The organism is Tessaracoccus pujii (assembly GCF_054483895.1).
This window is the reverse complement of record NZ_CM137012.1, coordinates 2,372,161-2,387,502: the sequence shown is the minus strand read 5'-3', so window position 1 is coordinate 2,387,502 and position 15,342 is coordinate 2,372,161. Positions and strand designations below refer to the sequence as shown.

The window sequence follows — 15,342 nt, the reverse complement described above, 5'->3', positions numbered from 1 at the left end:
CGATGAACGACAAGATGCCTGAGCGGGCCCAGGTCCTGCTGGATTTCCAGCCGACGAAGCAGTTCTTCGTCGGGATCGACTCCGACGGCTGCGCCATGGACGCCATGGACATCAAGCACCAGGAGTGTTTCACCCCGGCCTACATCAAGTACTTCGACCTGCAGGCCGCCTCCACCCTGGTGCGCGAGACGGCGCTGTTCGTCAACCTGTACTCCACCACCCGCGGCCAGAACCGCTGGGTGGCGCTGGCCAGGCTGTTCGAGCTGCTTCGTCAGCGGCCGGAGGTCCTGGAGCGCGGCGTCAAGGTGCCCGAGGGCGTCGAGCTGCAGAGGTTCCTCGATTCCGGGTACCCGCGCTCGGACAAGGGGATCGCCGAGTTCGCCGAGGCCCACCCCTCCGCCGAGATCGCACAGTGCATCGCCTGGGGCAAGGGCGTCAACGAGCTGATCGCCTGGATGGTGCACGGCTGCGCGCCCTTCCCGGGCGCCCGCGAGGCGATCGAGGCGATGCAGGCCGACGTGGACTGCATGACGGTCTCGGCCACCCCGATGGAGGCGCTTGAGCGCGAGTGGCACGAGCACGACCTGGCGAAGTACATGAAGGTGGTCGCAGGGCAGGAAATGGGCTCGAAGGCCCAGCACGTCCACTGGGCGGCCAAGGGTAAGTACGCCGATGACCACATCATGCTCATCGGCGACGCGCCAGGTGACCGTGACAGCGCCTTCTCCGAAGGCGTGCTGTTCTACCCGATCATGCCCGGCGGCGAGGCCGAGTCCTGGCTCAGGTTCCGCGAGGAGGCGCTGCCGAAGTTCCTCGACGGCACCTACCGCGGCGCCTACATGGACTCCCTGGTGGCCGACTTCGAGGCGCTCCTGCCGGAGAAGCCGGGGTGGGTCACGGCGTGACGCCGCCGTCCTGACCAACGGGCTCCTCATCGACGGTGAGGAGCCCGTTGTCCGTCAACGCCGCCACCTGGGACGCGACGGCCGCCTCCAGGCCACCGTCGGGCGGGGCGCCGAACGCGGCCTCGAGGTCACGGGCGAGGCGGGGGAGCGTGGTGGGGCCGTCCTCCAGCACCTCGAGGATGAGGGTGGCGACGGGGCCGAGGCGCAGGACCTTGTTGTCCACGAGCGCGAGGGACTCGCCGTCGACGGCAAGGAAGTCCGTGACGGGCGTCCGGCGGATCATGGCGACCCGTCCAGCCGGGCCATGCACCAGTCCATGATCTGAGCGGACTCGCCGTACTCGATCAGCGTTCCGCCCGCGCGCCGGTGGACGTCTGCCATGAGGTGCAGGGGACGGGGCAGCCTGGACAGCGAGGAGGTCTCCCCGGCGATCATGGCGAGTGTGTCGAGCACACCCAACGGGGTGAAGGCCGCCCTGTCGCGGCCGGGCGTGCGGCGTAGCACGACGAGGTCCGCCAGGACGGGCGAGGCCGGCGCGGGCACCAGCCCCAGGGCCCCGGGGGAGTTCTCGCGCTTCGGCTGCCCGTGCTCCGTGGCAAGCGTGATGGGCTTGGGGTAGGGGTGGATCTCGAGGGTGTCCGGGTCGATCCCGATGGTCTCGTCCGACAGGTAGCCGTAGCGGGCGCCGAGGGCGCGGGTGAGGGTGGACTTGCCGGTGCCGCCGGGCGCCACGAAGACCAGGGCCCGCCCCGTCTCCGGGTGGGCCACCCCGCCGGCGTGCAGCATGAGCAGCTCCCCGGCGCGGGCGGCGATCAGCGCCTGGGTGATCTGCTGCGTGGCCGACTCCTGCGTGGCGCCCGACGAGATCTCGACGGTGGGCCCGGCCTCGCCTCCTGGCGCCAGGCAGCGAACCCAGAGGGCGGCGAATTCGTCCGGGTCCAGCGACGTCCGGGTGAGGTCCACGTTCACACGGACGCCGAGGCCCGTCACCGTCACCACGGCGGGCCCTTCGGAAGTAGCGTGGCCAACTCCGAGATGAGCGCCTCCAGCTGGCCCGCCGCGGCGCGGGCACGCTCGCGACCCTGACCGTAGGGGTCAGCGACGTCCGTGCCGGGGGTGCTGGGCACCCTGTTGGCGTAGACCCAACCGACGAGGTCCTCGAACGTCAGCCGCGACGGCGCCCGTCGCGCTGAGGCGACGAACTGGCCCAGCGTGAAGCTCTTCCGGATGGCGGCCGGGTACTCCTCCAGGATGTAGTGGCGGTGGGCGCCCTCCATGGTGAGCAGCAGGCCGGCGTCCGCGACGATGCTCCTGCTCAGCGGCTTCGACCCGGAGTGGACAACAGCGCCCTCCGGCAGGGTCTCCGCCATGACGGGATCCACCGGGCGGCCACGGGCGGCCATGGTGCCGGCGCTGCTCAGGCGGTAGCCGTCGAGAAGCTGGGCGGCTCGGGCTTCGGCCCAGGGGGAGCGGCTGATGTTGGCCGTGCAGACGAAAACGATGAGCGGCGCTTCAGGCATGGGCGACCACCAGCCGCCTGGTCACCAGATCTGCGAGGAAGGGGGTCAGGTGGGGGAGGATCTCGGCCTGCGGGGCTCCTGTGATGTGGCTCACCTCGGCGGCGATCTGGGGCGTGGTGGCGCCGTCGAGGGCGTGCCAGATGAGGGCGGAGGCGCCGTCGAGGATCACGACCTCCCCGATGGTGGGGGCGGTGGCGAACACGGTGGCGCCGTCGTCCTCCCAGACCGCCTCCGGGTGACGCGTGAATCTCACCGGCGGGCCCCCTTCCGTACGCGGCTGGACACTTCGTCGATCAGTCGTATCCATCGTTGCAGAAGCCGCTGACGGATCTCACGCCTCGTGGGCGGGTGGCCCAGTTCGGCTTCGAGGAGGGTGGTGTCGAAGAACAGGAGGCCGTGCACCACGTCCGCCTTGGCGCGCAGGGTGGTGGCCGCGCGCCACCGCGCGCGCCATTCGTCGAGCCGGCTGGGATTGCCCTCGTGGAAGTGCTTCCAGAGCAGGTAGTCCGGGTGGTCGCGGAAGGCGTCCAGGCCGCCGACCGCGGCCGCCACCCCGAGTTCGGCGCCCAGCTGCCGGGCCAGGGAGAGCACGCCGGCGCGCTGGTCCTCGGTAGCCCGCACCCAGGCCCGCTCGGTGTCCGGGTGGCTGGGGCCGCTGCGGGCGGCGTGAAGGAGAAGGAGGAGGCGTTGGGCCTGGACCGACGGGACGGCGCAGGGGACGTGCCCCAGCTCGATGCTCGACCGACCCCGCCACAGCTCGTCGAACGCCGCGTCCGCCAGGCCGGGGAACCGACGATGGACGTCCGCGTTGCCGAGCGTGGGGTGGTAGATATTCATCGCGTGGCCGAAGGCCGAGCTCGAGGCGAACGTCGTCTTGCGGATCCAGCCGTGCCGGGTCACCTCGTCGAGGAACCTCGCGACGTGCCCAGGGCGAACCAGGAGGTCCGCATCGCTGCTGTGGCGCCCCGTGACTTCGACGCGATGCTCCCCGCTGACCGGGTCCGTGACGGGGCGGGCGTCGAGCAGCTCGTCTGCGACGGCGGGACCCTTGATGTGCAGGACGTCGGCGCCGGCCCGGTCCGCGTGGCGCTGGAGGACGCCGTGGATGAGTTTGAGGCGTACCGGGAGGGAGGGGTCGCGGCTCACGGCAGCGTCTCCAGATAGCGGTGGAGGGCGGCGATGCCGTCGATGGGCTGGTAGCCGGTGGCCTTGAGTGCGGTCAGGTCGAGGGTGCTGTGGCGGGGGCGGGGGGCGGTGGGCTTGCCGGCGGTGAAGGTGGCGGTGTCTGTGCGGGTGACGCGGCCGCTGGCGCCGCGGGCGTCGAACACGGCGGTGGCTATGTCGTACCAGGACATGGTGGGGCCGTCGGAAGTGACGTTGTAGGTGCCGGAGGGGGCGCTGTGGAGGAGGTGGAGGGCGGCGCGGGCGAGGTCGTCGGCGAGGGTGAGGCGTCCGTACTGGTCGTCGACCACGCTGGGGGAGGCGCCGGCGTCGGCGAGGCGGGCCATGGTGCGGATGAAGTTGGGTCCCTCGCCGATGGCCCAGCTGGTGCGCAGGATGTGGTGCCGGGGGAGGGTGGCGACGAGGGCGTCGGCGGCGGCTTTGGTGGCGCCGTAGACATTGAGGGGGGAGAACGGCTCGTCCTCGGGGTGGATCTGGCGGGTGCCGTCGAAGACGTAGTCGGTGGAGACGTGGACGAAGGGGAGGCGGTGCCGGCGGGCTGCGTCGACGAGGTTGGCGGTGCCGGTGACGTTGGCGGCCCAGCAGGCGGCGCGGGCGTCGGTCTCGGCGGCGTCGACGGCGGTCCAGGCGGCGGCGTTGATGATCGCGGAGGCCCGTCCCCACGGGTAGGCGGCGACGGCGTCGGGGTCGGTGATGTCCAGGTCCTCGCGGCCCAGGAACACTCCGTCGGGGAGGATCCGGCGCAGCGCCCGGCCGAGCTGGCCGCCCGCTCCGGTGACCACGGGGCGGGGACGGGGCATCGGTGCGACGTCGGCGAGCGCGGGGTGGGTGCGGTCCGCGTCGGACACGATGGCCGAGTCCAGGGGCAGGGGCCAGACGATGCCCGGGTGGTCAAGGTTGGCGAAGGTGTACTGGGACTTGGCGTCGGCTGACCAGTGCTCGTTGACCAGGTAGGAGTAGCAGGTCCCGCCCTCGAGGGCCTGGTACGCGTTGCCGACCCCGCTGGGGGTGAACACGGCCGTGTCCGGGCCGATCTCGTGGGTGACCACGGCGCCGAACGTGTCGCCGTCGCGCAGATCCACCCAGGCCCCGAACACCCGCCCCGTGGCCACCGAGACCAGCTTGTCCCAGGGTTCGGCGTGGATACCGCGGGTGACGCCCGCCTCGGCGTTGAAGCTCATGTTCTGCTGCACCGGGCCGAAATCGGGCAGCCCGAGAGCCGTCATCTTCGCGCGCTGCCAGTTCTCCTTGAACCATCCGCGGGAATCCCCGTGGAGGGGCAGCGTGAGGATCAGCAGGCCGGGGATCGCGGTGGTCTCCACCCTGAGCCCGCCCATCACTGGCCCTTCGCGGCGTACTTGGCCTCGACGGCGGCCTTCAGCGGACGCCACCACCCCTCGTTGCCGCGGTACCACTCGATCGTGGCCTGAAGTCCCTGACGGAAGTCGGTGTACTGCGGCGCCCAGCCGAGTTCGTCGCGCAGCTTGCTGGCGTCGATGGCGTAGCGCAGGTCGTGGCCGGCGCGGTCGGTGACGTGGTCGTAGGCGTCTGCCGGCTGGCCCATGAGTGTCAGGATCAGCTCGATGACGTCCTTGTTGTTCATCTCGCCGTCGGCGCCGATGAGGTAGGTCTCCCCGATCCGGCCATGGGTGAGGATCCGCCAGACCGCGGAATTGTGGTCGTCGACGTGGATCCAGTCGCGCACGTTGGCCCCGGCGCCGTAGAGCTTGGGGCGGATACCGTCGAGCACGTTGGTGATCTGGCGGGGGATGAACTTCTCAATGTGCTGACGCGGACCGTAGTTGTTCGAGCAGTTGCTGATCGTGGCCCGCACCCCGAACGAACGCACCCAGGCGCGCACCAGGTGATCGGAGGCCGCCTTGGAGGCCGAATACGGGCTCGACGGGTTGTAGGCCGTCGACGGGGTGAACCGGGCCGGGTCGTCCAGCTCCAGGTCGCCGTACACCTCATCGGTGGAGATGTGATGCAGACGCTTGTCGAACCGCCGCACCGCCTGAAGCACGTGGAAGGTGCCCAGGATGTTGGTCTCGACGAACACCCCAGGCCCTTCGAGGGAGTTGTCGTTGTGGGACTCGGCCGCGAAATGGACCACCGTGTCATGGGCCTCCACCAGCCGGTTCACCAGAGCGGGATCAGTGACGGAGCCCTCGACGAACCTCACCCGCTGAGGATCCAGGCCCTCGAGGTTGGCGGTGGTGCCGGCATAGGTGAGCGCATCCAACACCGTCACCGCCGCGTCGGTGTGCTCCACCAGCCAATGCGCGAAGTTGCTGCCGATGAACCCGGCTCCCCCAGTGACCAGAATCGTCTCCACACCGGGAGCCTACCGGGCGCGACAGCCGCGACACCGGCTGCCCGGCCCCCGCGCCGAACGCGCGCGGCGCCGAGGCCGGATGTGCCAAGGTGGGGACATGCGGGGGATCATTCTCGCCGGTGGCACCGGCTCCAGGCTTCATCCGATCACGCTCGGCACCAGCAAGCAACTGATGCCGGTCTACGACAAGCCCATGATCTACTACCCGCTCGCCACCCTCATCTTCGCCGGCGTCCGTGAGGTGATGATCATCACCACCCCCCACGAGGCCACCGCGTTCGAGCACCTCCTCGGCGACGGCAGCCAGTTCGGCGTGACCTTCACGTTCGCCGTGCAGCCCGAACCCAACGGACTGGCGCAGGCGTTCACCATCGGCGCGGACTTCGTCTCCGGCGGCCCCTCGTGCCTGATCCTGGGCGACAACATCTTCTCCGGCCCCGGGCTCGGGTCGCGGCTACAGGAGCGCACCGCATCCATCGACGGCGCCCTGGTGTTCGGCTACCAGGTGGCCGACCCCACCGCCTACGGCGTCGTCGAAGTCGACCCCACCGGGCTGGCGATCTCCATCGAGGAGAAGCCCACCCATCCGAAATCCCACTGGGCCGTGCCGGGGCTGTACTTCTACGACGAGAATGTGGTCGACATCGCCCGCGACCTCAAGCCCTCCGCCCGCGGCGAGTACGAGATCACCGACGTCAACCGCGTCTACCTGGACCAGGGACGACTCCACGTCGACCTCCTCCCACGCGGCACCGCCTGGCTCGACACCGGCACCTTCGACTCCCTCAACGACGCCAGCAACTTCGTCCGCACCATCCAGGCCCGCCAAGGCCTGCAGGTCGGATGCCCCGAAGAAGCAGCCTGGCGTCGCGGCTTCCTCACCGACGACGAACTGGCCGAGCGCGCCGCCCGCTACGACAAGTCCGGCTATGGAACCTACCTGCGGAACCTGCTGCAGGGCTGACCTCGGTCCAGGGCTCAGTACGCGCCCTGTGAGCGCACGACGGCCCGGAAGGTGCGCAGGAGGATGACCAGATCCTGAAGCATGGACCAGTTGTCGACGTAGTAGAGGTCAAGGCGAACCGTGTCGTCCCACCCCAGGTCCGAGCGCCCAGATACCTGCCAGAGGCCGGTCATGCCAGGGCGCACATCGAGGCGGCGGCGCACGTACTGCCGGTACTGCTCAACCTCGCGCTCGAGCGCCGGACGGGGTCCCACCAGGCTCATCTCCCCGCGCAGCACGTTGAGCAGTTGCGGGAGCTCGTCGATGGAGAAACGACGGATGAACCGTCCAATCGGGGTGATGCGTGGGTCCTCGCGGATTTTGAACAGTGCGCCGTCGGACTCGTTGCTGTCCTCGAGCGTGTCCGCGCGGATCTGCTCGGCGTCCGGGACCATCGAGCGGAACTTGAATAGTTTGAAGGGCTTCCCGCCCACGCCGATCCTGTGCTGCTGGAACAGGACCGAGCCGCCGTCGCCGACTTTGATGAGGAGGGCGGTTGCGAGCATCAGCGGTGAGAGTATGACCAGGAGCAGGAGCGCGCCGATCACGTCGAAGGCTCGTTTGGTGAATCGGAGCGAACGTTCGGCCTGCGGCTTCCCGACGTGCATGAGAGGGAGGCCTGCCACGGGTGTCACGTGGATCCGTTGACTGGAGATGTCGGTCATGGCGGGAACCACCACCATCTGCGCACGGTGACCCTCGAGCTTGCGCGCCATCTCGTTGAATTCACGACCTCGGCGCACGGATCCGGTGGTGAAGATGACGGCCCGTGCCTCCGTGCGGTCGATCACCTCCAACAGATCGTCCAGGGTCCCCACCTCCGACAGGCCCTGTGACGGCGCTGCGGCGACGTCGATCGCCTCATCCTCCGGCGGCGCGACGATGCCCACGGGTGTGTACCCCAGCCACGTCTCGCGACGCAGGACGGCGACCACGTCGTCGACGGCCCCCTGATCGCCGACGACGAGGGTGGGAACGCAGAAGCGACCGCTCCGGCGAAGGTATTGGAGGAGCCGTCGGGCGGTGAGCCGGCCGATCGCCAGTGCGGGGATGCCGATGGCCACCAGGATGGCGACGAAACCTCGGGAGAGGGGATAGTCGAAGATGAACGCGGAGAAGCCCAGCGTGAGCAGGAAGAACAGCGACGAGTTGAATACCTGCCGGTATTCCGCCACGCCGACCCCCCAGTGGCGCTCACGGTAGGCACCCCCGGCCGCCAGCGAGCCGAGCCACACGACGATGATGAGAGGCGCGACGGGCAGCACCAGGCGGTCCGCGTCGTTGATGCTCTGCAGGAAGGGAGACCATCGCCGCAGCGCCACAGCCGTATACGTGGCGACGACGATGAGGGCAGTATCCAAGGCGACGAGCGCCCAGCGATACGAATTGCGCATAGTGGTCCCCACCATCCCCCTTGACCTCACTGTAGCGATGGGCCGTGCCATGTGCCGACTTGGCGGACAATGCGGGGGGATAAGCGCGGTTGCCTATACTCAGGAAAACCGCGGGAATCGACACCCGCGCCATGGTCCCGGGGGTCCCACACGTGACGCTGCTCGAGTTCGTCCGATTTCTTCGCCACTCCGCGCTCCTGATCGTCCTCATGACGCTCCTGGGCCTCGGCGCATCGGCGGCGTACGCCTACGTGCAGCCGGTGGTGTACCAGTCGAGCGCCACGGGCATCGTCGTCGCAGGCGACAACACCAGCGTGGGCGGCGCGATGAGCGGCAGTGCGCTCTCGCAGCAGCGGGCCGCCGTGTACGCAGCCCTGGCCGGCACTGGAGCCGTGCGGGATCGGGCCATCCAGTCGCCGGAGCTACAGGCCGAGCCCGGAGCTGCCGGTGGCACCATCAGCGCGTCGATCGTCACGGGAACCCCCCTGATCACGGTGTATGCGACGGGGGGCTCCGGCGAGGAGGCGCGCATGCTGGCCGACGCGGGTCTGCAAGCCCTGGCCGATGAGGCGCTGGCGCTTGAGATGCGGACTCCGACGGAGGATGGCACGGCGGCGTTGCCCGACGACGTGGCGGTCCGGATCGCGACCTACAGCCCCGCCACGGCCAGTTCCACGCCGATTTCGCCGGACTGGGTGCGCCTGTTGCTGATCGGCACCGGCCTCGGCCTGGGTCTGGGCTTGGCCCTGGCCTTTGTGCGCTCGAAGCTCGACGTCCGGGTCCGCACCATGGCGGACGTGGAGGCTGAGACTGGACATGGGGTCCTCGGTGTCATTCCGGATACCAAGGAACTCGCGGAGGCCCGCACCGGGGCCAGGATCAGCTTGTCCAAGCTCGGAGCGGCAGGTGAGGCGCTGCGGCAACTCCGGACCAACCTCCGCTACGTCAACATCGACTCCCCGCCCCGGTCCATCGTCGTCACCTCGGCCAATCCGGGCGAGGGGAAGTCCACCATCTCCTCCACGCTCGCCGTACTCATCGCCAGATCAGGGCAGCCGGTCGTCCTCATCGACGCCGACCTCCGCAAACCCGTGCAGCACCAGATCTTCGGCGCAGACAACGCCGTCGGGCTCTCGCAGGTGCTGGTGGGCGACGTGTCGGTGGAGGACGCGCTGCAACAGACCAACGAACCCAACCTGATGGTGCTGACCTCGGGGAAGGTGCCCGCGAACCCCAGCGAGATGGTGGGGTCGCGGCGGATGAAGACCCTTCTGGCTGGTCTGGCGAAACACTACTTCGTGATCACCGATGCGCCGCCCATCCTGGCGGTCACCGACGCGGGCCTCCTCACGGCTGCCACCGACGGTGCGGTGCTGGTGGCCCGCGTGGGCAAGACGCACAAGGAGCAGCTGAGGATGGCCACGAAGCTCCTCAAGCAGGTGGGCGGGTCCGTTCTGGGCACCGTGTTACACCGCGCCGGCCGCAGGTCGATGGGCAATGTGGTGTACGGCGCCGGGCATGGCGGCGCGTACCAGGCCTACTACGGGACGGGTGCGGCGACTGTGGATGACGAGGACGGCGCCCCGATCTCCGTGCGCCGCGAAGCACCCCGTGCCGAGCCGGAGCCGGAGCCGGTACCAGCCCGGGTCGTGCAACGCTCGGCGAAGCGAAGCGCCGGTCACTGATCGTCTGTGCCGGCTTCTGAGGCCAACCGCTTTCGCGCCGCGCCGTGGTAGGCGAGGTACAGACCCAGGGCGATCGCGATCGGTGGGCTGGTCAGGGAGAAGCCGATGTTGAAGGAGGCGATGAGCGTGCTCAGCAGCGCTGCCTCGCTCCACACAGGACGTTCCCCCGCCGGCAGTTGATGGAACATCCAGAACACACCCACCAATAGCGCGAGCAGGAGAACCATCGCGACGGCCCCACCCTCGGTCTGCAGCGCCCGGTAGCTGTTGTGGAAGAACAGCGTGGTGCCGCGGATGTCGACGATCGCGGTGCCGAGACCCTCGCCCAGCCACCCTGCGCCGGCGGACATCTGTTGCTCCTGGATCGCCAAGGCCTCCCGCAGATCATCCGATCCGTCGCGCTCGGCGAACCAGCCCGCGGCCTCGGCCAGGTTCGTGACCCACGCGTACAGCGCTGCTGTTCCAGCCATGGCCGCCAGGCTCATGAGGCGACTCACCCTGGGGGCCAGCAACACCCAGAGGGAGACCGCGCCGAAGGCGAAGATCGTCGTGCGCGACACTGTCAGAACAGCTCCCAGACCGAGGAGTGCCCAGAACATGAGGCGCATCCGGCGGGTGGAGAGCGACTGCGCGGCGGCGAATCCGAGTGCGAGCAGAACGTAGCCCGCCCCGTTGGGATCACCCAGCACGCCGGTGAGCCGCCCGGCGTAGTTGCTGAGGGGAATCATGGCGGCACTGACGGCGAGGGCGACGACCGCCCCCACCACGATGCCGCGCGCGAGTGAGCGGATGTGCAGCCGGCCCGACGCGATGACGGCCGTGATGGCGAAGAGCGTGAGTATGTTGACAGTCCGGCGGAGTTCGCCGAGCCCGTGCGTGACGATGGTTCTGGCCACGAGCCAGAACACGAGGGAGAAACCGGACAGTAGGACCAGCATGTTGCCCGTTCTCCACCTGGATGACGCCCAGACGCCGATCAGTACCAGGGCCACACAGGCGAGGGTATTGATCGGCAGAGTCATGGTGGGAACGAGGAACTCGATTCCCCTGACGGGGAGGAGCATGCCTAGAAGAAAGACGGGGATGACGATGTCGCCCCACTCGTCGAGCCATCTACCGGTGCCGGACTCGGCGCCGCGGGGTGGCAGAAGAGCGACGTCATGCGCACTCACTGCGGCCCCCCTCCCTGATGCTGCCCGACGATTCTGGCACAAGTTCCGCCACGTGCCGCCGGAGGGCAGCTGCGAAGCGGGCCTCGTCGAACGCCCCCACGTGCCTTCGGATGGCCGCGTCGTCCCAGGCAACCCCACGGTTGGCCACCACCGCTTCGGTAATGGCGCCCACTGTGGCCGCGGGGAAGAAGGAGCCGCTGATGCCCTCAGCGACGGTGTCCAGGTAGCCGCCCGCCCGCAGCGCCAGGGTCGGCGTGCCGAGCATGCCTGCCTCGAGCGGAGTGAGGCCGTAGTCCTCGAAGCTGGGCGCGATGAGCGCGGTGGCGGCCGCGTAGGCCCACGCGAGCTGCCCATCAGTGAGTCCTTCGAGCATCCTTGCGTTGGATGGGAGGTCGCGACGCAGTTGGTCACGCAGGGGGCCTCTGCCGACGATGACCAACCTCTCGTCGGGCAAACCACGGAACGCCTCGATGACCTTGTCCACGTTCTTGTAGGGGAGCAGCCGCGAGACCACCAGGTGGAACGAGGGCCAGTCCTCCAATTCGGCCATGGGCTGGGGGTGAACCGAGTCGTGGACCGCCGGGGGAGCGGGCACGACGGTGGCATCGAGTCCGTACACGTCCCTGATCCGTTCACGGACCACGCTGGAGTTGGCGAGGTAGCGGTCCGCGGACCTGGCGGCGCGTTGGTCCCACCGCACCAGCGCGGGACGCAGCGCGGAGAGGGCCCACCCCACCGGGGACCGACCCGCCGGTGCTCCCAGGTAGTCCTCGACGAGGTAGAGGAACCGTGCCGGCGAGTGGCAGTAGACCAGCTTCCGGCCGGTGGTGCGGAACCCGTGGGCGAAGCCGGTGGTGGAAACCAGGAGCACGTCCGCGTCGATCACCGGAGCGCGCGAGATCCAGGGCTGGTAAAGGGGCAGGCCCATCCGATGGTCCCGCCGCAGCAGGCCGAGCCTGTTCAGTGGGGTGGTGAGGATGCGGGCCTGACGGAACTCGGGGAAGGTGCCGTCCGGGTCGTAGACGGTGGTGTGGATGGCCGCGTCGGGAAAGGCCCGCAGCATGGCCAGCACCACCCGCTCCGCGCCGCCGCGTTGGGTGAGGTAGTCGTGCGCGATGGCAACCCGGGGGCGAGTGGGCACGTCAGAACTCCGTCGTGATCTGGCCCGGCCTCTGGTAGCCGGCCACCGCTGCCCCCTCGACCAGGAGAGCGATCACCTTGCCCGAGACGGCGCGCGGCAGAATGGCAGCGGAGTGGTCCACACATCGCGAGGCAAGATCGAGTCCCTTGCGCGAGCCGAAACGGGCGGTCAGGTGAACAAGCCGGTTCCACACTCCCCGCTGTGGGGGCACGGCGCTGGCCAGCAGGTCCGTGCCGTGCTTGGCCTCGAAGAGGCGGCGGGCAGCTCCCGAGTGGAAGGCGCGCAACACCCGGCTGCGGGTGGTGACCGCTGCCACGAAGTGGGGGGTCTCGAGTGCGGGCACGAGGCGGACCGGCACTCCCAGCCGGTGCAGGCGGTAGCCCCAGTCCACGTCCTCCCAGCCGTAGGCGCGGTAGTCGGGGTCGTAGGGCCCGACCTTCTCCCATACCTCTCGGGTGACGGAGCAGTTGCCGGCCCAGTAGCGCCAGACGCGATCAGATGCCGCCGCATACGCATCTCGCCGGAATCGCGCATCGGCGTCCCGGCCGTAGGCGAGGGCGTAGGGGGTGTCCGGCAACCGGTTGAGGTACAGTCCGATGGCCCCGTGGGGGCCCCGCAGATGCTCTGCCTTGTGTGTGCGGATGAAGCCTGGGTCTGGCACGAGGTCGTCGTCGCAGCGGATCAGCACGTCGCCGGCGGCGGCCTGGAACCCGGCGTTGAGGGCGGCCACACGGCCGCGATTCTCGGGGAAGACGATGCAGTGGACCGGGAGTTGCCTCTCGTAGCGGGCGACCACGGAGGCGGAGCCGTCAATGTCGCCGTCGATGACGACGATGGCCTCCCAGGCAGGATCGTCCTGCGCCGCCAGCGCCGAGAGCAGGGCGGGGAGTCGCTGGGCGCCGCCGCGGCTGGGGATGATCACCGAGGCGAGTGTCATGCCGACCGTTCCTCCCACTCGGACAGGTAGCGCGTGAATCGCGCGACCCCCGCACTCGGAGAGTAGAGCTCCGCCCACCTCCGCCGGGACTGTTCAAGGTGTGCGGGCGTGTAGCGGGCGACGGCGTCAAGGATGGTTGTGGCCAGATGCTCGGCGTTGCCGGCTTCTGCGACGAAAGCCGGATCGTGGCCGGTCACCGAGGGGAGCGCTCCGGCGTCGGTGGTGACGAACGGGCAGCCGGCGGCCATCGCCTCCACCGCCACCAGTCCGAAGGACTCTGGCGCCACGGACGGGAAGACTGCAAGGTCCACCTGCCCGAAGAAGTCCCCCGGTTCCACCCAGCCGAGCCGGACCGGGGCAGGTGAGAGGGTGCCCAGGGCGGCGTCGACGCGGGTCGCGTCGGACTTGCCGGCGTACAGGGCTTTCCCGCCCACCACTAGGGGAAATCGGCCAGGCGAGCGGCCCTGCAGGATCCGGAGAGCGTCCGCGAGCACGACGGCGCCCTTGGCGGAGGTGAGGCGGCCGAGGAAGCCCAGCCGGAGTGGCGAGCCGTCCCGAGGCGGCAGGTGGGGGGAGAAGGGAAGGTCGCTGGTCCAGTTGTGCAGCGTGCTCGTGGTGACGCCCAGCTGCCGCCGCAACCATTCGGAGGGGACCAGTACGTCGTCGGCCCCGGCGGTCGCCAGGGGGAGGAGAGGCCGCAAACGACCCGACGGCAACGAGTGCAGATGCACCACCCGTCGCGGGAGCGACGAGGTGGCCAAGGCGGGCCGGAGGCCGTTGCACCACAGGAACTCGGGTGCGGCCGTCACCGCCCACCTTCGGAGCCCGCGGAGGTAGCTGACGGGGGTGCGCCCGTGGATCTCCACGGTGGCGAAGCCGCGGGCGGCCGCGGTGTCGAGAAGGACACCGGGTGGGCCCACCACCCTTGCGCCACGCCCCGACGCGCGGGTGGCCTCGGCCATGGCCAGGAGCATGACCTCGCCGCCGCCCATCTCGCCCCGGTTGGCAGCGAAGGTCACGGCGGTCATCGCTCGAGCCGATCGTAGATCCCGGCGATCTGTCCAGCCATCGACTCCACGGTCGGCCATCCGTCAGGGAGCGCGGGCCGGCGAGCCGGGTCGGCGGCCTGCTCGGTCATGACCTCGGCCACCCTCCTGGAGTCGCTGGAGTCGACCATGCAGTGGGCCGGCAGGATCTCCGGGTTTCCGCCCACTGGGGTGGCCACCACGCCCAATCCGTGCGTGACGGCGTCCAGGATCGAGTAGGACGCGTTCTCCCACAGCGACAGCTGGACGAGAACGTCGTGGGAGGCCAGGGCGGCCGCCGGGTCCACGTGGCCCGGGAAGGTGACGCGGTCGCCGAGCCCCAGCGCTGTTGCCCGGGCGATCAGGGCCGCGCGCTCCGGCCCAATTCCGGCGATGGTGAGGGTGGCCTCCGGGGCGCTGCGGGCCATGGCCGAGAACGCTTCCAGCGCTGCTGCCAGCCCCTTCTCCGGGGCCAACCGGGAGAGCGTGAGGAACCGGTGTCCCGGAAGGCGGCTAGGCGATCCGGTGGGATCCACGCCGTTGTGGATCACGTGGACCGGTTGCGTTGGGCGCCAGGCGCGGACCATTTCCCGCCGCGTGGAGCGGCTCACCGCGATGAGAGCCGCGAAGCGGCGGGTGCGGAGGCGGTGCAGAGCGCGTCGGACGCCGGCCTTGGCTCGGCCGCCGTGATACAGGCGCGAGTCCGCGGCGATGCCGTGTTCGGTGGACACCAGGCTGACAGGCAGCCCGACGGTGGCAGCCACGGCCAGGAAGTCGGCCCGAGCCAGGTGGGAATGCACGACGCGCGGCCGGACCTGACGCACGAGGGTCCGGAGCGTCGGCACGGCACGACGGGGGGATCCGTCCAGCGGAACCTCATGTGTCGGGACGCCCAGCTCGCGAAGCTCCTCGAGGAGTGGCCCGGAGGGCGCGGCCACCTGGAGCGCGTAGCCCGGCAGGCCCACGCGGGCGACGTCGAGGACGTGACGGGCGACGCCGGCGAGGTTGCTCACCGGCACCACCCACAACGCCACGTCCGTCAC

General features: G+C 69.7%; 16 protein-coding genes. 3 read left to right on the top strand and 13 right to left on the bottom strand.

Annotated features, from left to right (window positions below; all coding sequences use genetic code 11):
- The first annotated feature begins 2 nt into the window (after positions 1-2).
- Positions 3-905, top strand: a complete 903-nt coding sequence (locus ACX1D0_RS11445; protein ID WP_459018007.1) for an HAD family hydrolase — start codon at positions 3-5, stop codon at positions 903-905.
- On the opposite strand, the gene ACX1D0_RS11440 is transcribed toward ACX1D0_RS11445, so the two are convergent.
- From ACX1D0_RS11440 to rfbB, 7 genes are read right to left on the bottom strand one after another with little or no spacing between them, the layout of a single operon-like run.
- Complete coding sequence (locus ACX1D0_RS11440; RefSeq protein WP_459018006.1) at positions 895-1,188, bottom strand: PqqD family peptide modification chaperone; 294 nt, start codon at positions 1,186-1,188, stop codon at positions 895-897. The genes ACX1D0_RS11445 and ACX1D0_RS11440 overlap by 11 nt on opposite strands.
- On the bottom strand, positions 1,185-1,904 hold the full coding sequence (locus ACX1D0_RS11435; RefSeq protein ID WP_459018005.1) for a hypothetical protein: 720 nt from the start codon (positions 1,902-1,904) through the stop codon (positions 1,185-1,187). Before ACX1D0_RS11435 ends, ACX1D0_RS11440 begins: the two co-directional genes overlap by 4 nt.
- Complete coding sequence (locus ACX1D0_RS11430; RefSeq protein WP_459018004.1) at positions 1,898-2,425, bottom strand: arsenate reductase/protein-tyrosine-phosphatase family protein; 528 nt, start codon at positions 2,423-2,425, stop codon at positions 1,898-1,900. The genes ACX1D0_RS11435 and ACX1D0_RS11430 overlap by 7 nt, the downstream gene beginning before the upstream one ends.
- Positions 2,418-2,678, bottom strand: a complete 261-nt coding sequence (locus ACX1D0_RS11425) for a PqqD family protein (RefSeq protein ID WP_459018003.1) — start codon at positions 2,676-2,678, stop codon at positions 2,418-2,420. The genes ACX1D0_RS11430 and ACX1D0_RS11425 overlap by 8 nt, the downstream gene beginning before the upstream one ends.
- On the bottom strand, positions 2,675-3,571 hold the full coding sequence (locus ACX1D0_RS11420; protein ID WP_459018002.1) for a nucleotidyltransferase family protein: 897 nt from the start codon (positions 3,569-3,571) through the stop codon (positions 2,675-2,677). The genes ACX1D0_RS11425 and ACX1D0_RS11420 overlap by 4 nt, the downstream gene beginning before the upstream one ends.
- On the bottom strand, positions 3,568-4,944 hold the full coding sequence (locus tag ACX1D0_RS11415) for a sugar nucleotide-binding protein (protein ID WP_459018001.1): 1,377 nt from the start codon (positions 4,942-4,944) through the stop codon (positions 3,568-3,570). The genes ACX1D0_RS11420 and ACX1D0_RS11415 overlap by 4 nt, the downstream gene beginning before the upstream one ends.
- Complete coding sequence (gene rfbB, locus ACX1D0_RS11410; protein ID WP_459018000.1) at positions 4,944-5,942, bottom strand: dTDP-glucose 4,6-dehydratase; 999 nt, start codon at positions 5,940-5,942, stop codon at positions 4,944-4,946. Before rfbB ends, ACX1D0_RS11415 begins: the two co-directional genes overlap by 1 nt.
- Before the next feature lie 97 nt (positions 5,943-6,039).
- On the opposite strand from rfbB, the gene rfbA reads away from it, so the two are divergent.
- Entirely contained in the window at positions 6,040-6,906 is an 867-nt protein-coding gene (gene rfbA, locus ACX1D0_RS11405; protein ID WP_459017999.1) for a glucose-1-phosphate thymidylyltransferase RfbA, read from the top strand.
- Between the two features lie 14 nt (positions 6,907-6,920).
- Here the strand turns inward: rfbA and ACX1D0_RS11400 are convergent, their stop codons facing one another.
- Positions 6,921-8,339, bottom strand: a complete 1,419-nt coding sequence (locus ACX1D0_RS11400; RefSeq protein ID WP_459017998.1) for a sugar transferase — start codon at positions 8,337-8,339, stop codon at positions 6,921-6,923.
- Positions 8,340-8,491: 152 nt separating this feature from the next.
- Here ACX1D0_RS11400 and ACX1D0_RS11395 point away from each other — a divergent pair, with 152 nt between their 5' ends.
- Positions 8,492-10,024, top strand: a complete 1,533-nt coding sequence (locus ACX1D0_RS11395) for a tyrosine-protein kinase domain-containing protein (RefSeq protein ID WP_459017997.1) — start codon at positions 8,492-8,494, stop codon at positions 10,022-10,024.
- Here ACX1D0_RS11395 and ACX1D0_RS11390 read toward each other — a convergent pair.
- Genes ACX1D0_RS11390 through ACX1D0_RS11370 form a run of 5 tightly spaced genes read right to left on the bottom strand, consistent with a single transcriptional unit; the run spans position 10,018 to position 15,342 of the window.
- Entirely contained in the window at positions 10,018-11,196 is a 1,179-nt protein-coding gene (locus ACX1D0_RS11390; protein WP_459017996.1) for a hypothetical protein, read from the bottom strand. The genes ACX1D0_RS11395 and ACX1D0_RS11390 overlap by 7 nt on opposite strands.
- Complete coding sequence (locus ACX1D0_RS11385) at positions 11,183-12,337, bottom strand: glycosyltransferase (RefSeq protein ID WP_459017995.1); 1,155 nt, start codon at positions 12,335-12,337, stop codon at positions 11,183-11,185. The genes ACX1D0_RS11390 and ACX1D0_RS11385 overlap by 14 nt, the downstream gene beginning before the upstream one ends.
- 1 nt (position 12,338) lies before the next feature.
- Positions 12,339-13,274: a glycosyltransferase family 2 protein gene (locus ACX1D0_RS11380; RefSeq protein WP_459017994.1), complete on the bottom strand. Its 936-nt coding sequence runs from the start codon at positions 13,272-13,274 to the stop codon at positions 12,339-12,341.
- Entirely contained in the window at positions 13,271-14,302 is a 1,032-nt protein-coding gene (locus ACX1D0_RS11375) for a glycosyltransferase family 4 protein (protein ID WP_459017993.1), read from the bottom strand. The genes ACX1D0_RS11380 and ACX1D0_RS11375 overlap by 4 nt, the downstream gene beginning before the upstream one ends.
- Positions 14,299-15,342 (bottom strand): glycosyltransferase family 4 protein, encoded by a 1,044-nt coding sequence (locus ACX1D0_RS11370; RefSeq protein ID WP_459017992.1) that lies wholly within the window; start codon positions 15,340-15,342, stop codon positions 14,299-14,301. The genes ACX1D0_RS11375 and ACX1D0_RS11370 overlap by 4 nt, the downstream gene beginning before the upstream one ends.

Excerpts from the sequence above, each read along its gene's own strand:
- ACX1D0_RS11445 (WP_459018007.1), top strand. The coding sequence starts at position 3 with ATGAACGACAAGATGCCTGAGCGGGCCCAGGTCCTGCTGGATTTCCAG.
- ACX1D0_RS11440 (WP_459018006.1), bottom strand. The coding sequence starts at position 1,188 with ATGATCCGCCGGACGCCCGTCACGGACTTCCTTGCCGTCGACGGCGAG.
- ACX1D0_RS11430 (WP_459018004.1), bottom strand. The coding sequence starts at position 2,425 with ATGCCTGAAGCGCCGCTCATCGTTTTCGTCTGCACGGCCAACATCAGC.
- ACX1D0_RS11415 (WP_459018001.1), bottom strand. The coding sequence starts at position 4,944 with ATGGGCGGGCTCAGGGTGGAGACCACCGCGATCCCCGGCCTGCTGATC.
- rfbA (WP_459017999.1), top strand. The coding sequence starts at position 6,040 with ATGCGGGGGATCATTCTCGCCGGTGGCACCGGCTCCAGGCTTCATCCG.
- ACX1D0_RS11400 (WP_459017998.1), bottom strand. The coding sequence starts at position 8,339 with ATGCGCAATTCGTATCGCTGGGCGCTCGTCGCCTTGGATACTGCCCTC.
- ACX1D0_RS11380 (WP_459017994.1), bottom strand. The coding sequence starts at position 13,274 with ATGACACTCGCCTCGGTGATCATCCCCAGCCGCGGCGGCGCCCAGCGA.
- ACX1D0_RS11375 (WP_459017993.1), bottom strand. The coding sequence starts at position 14,302 with ATGACCGCCGTGACCTTCGCTGCCAACCGGGGCGAGATGGGCGGCGGC.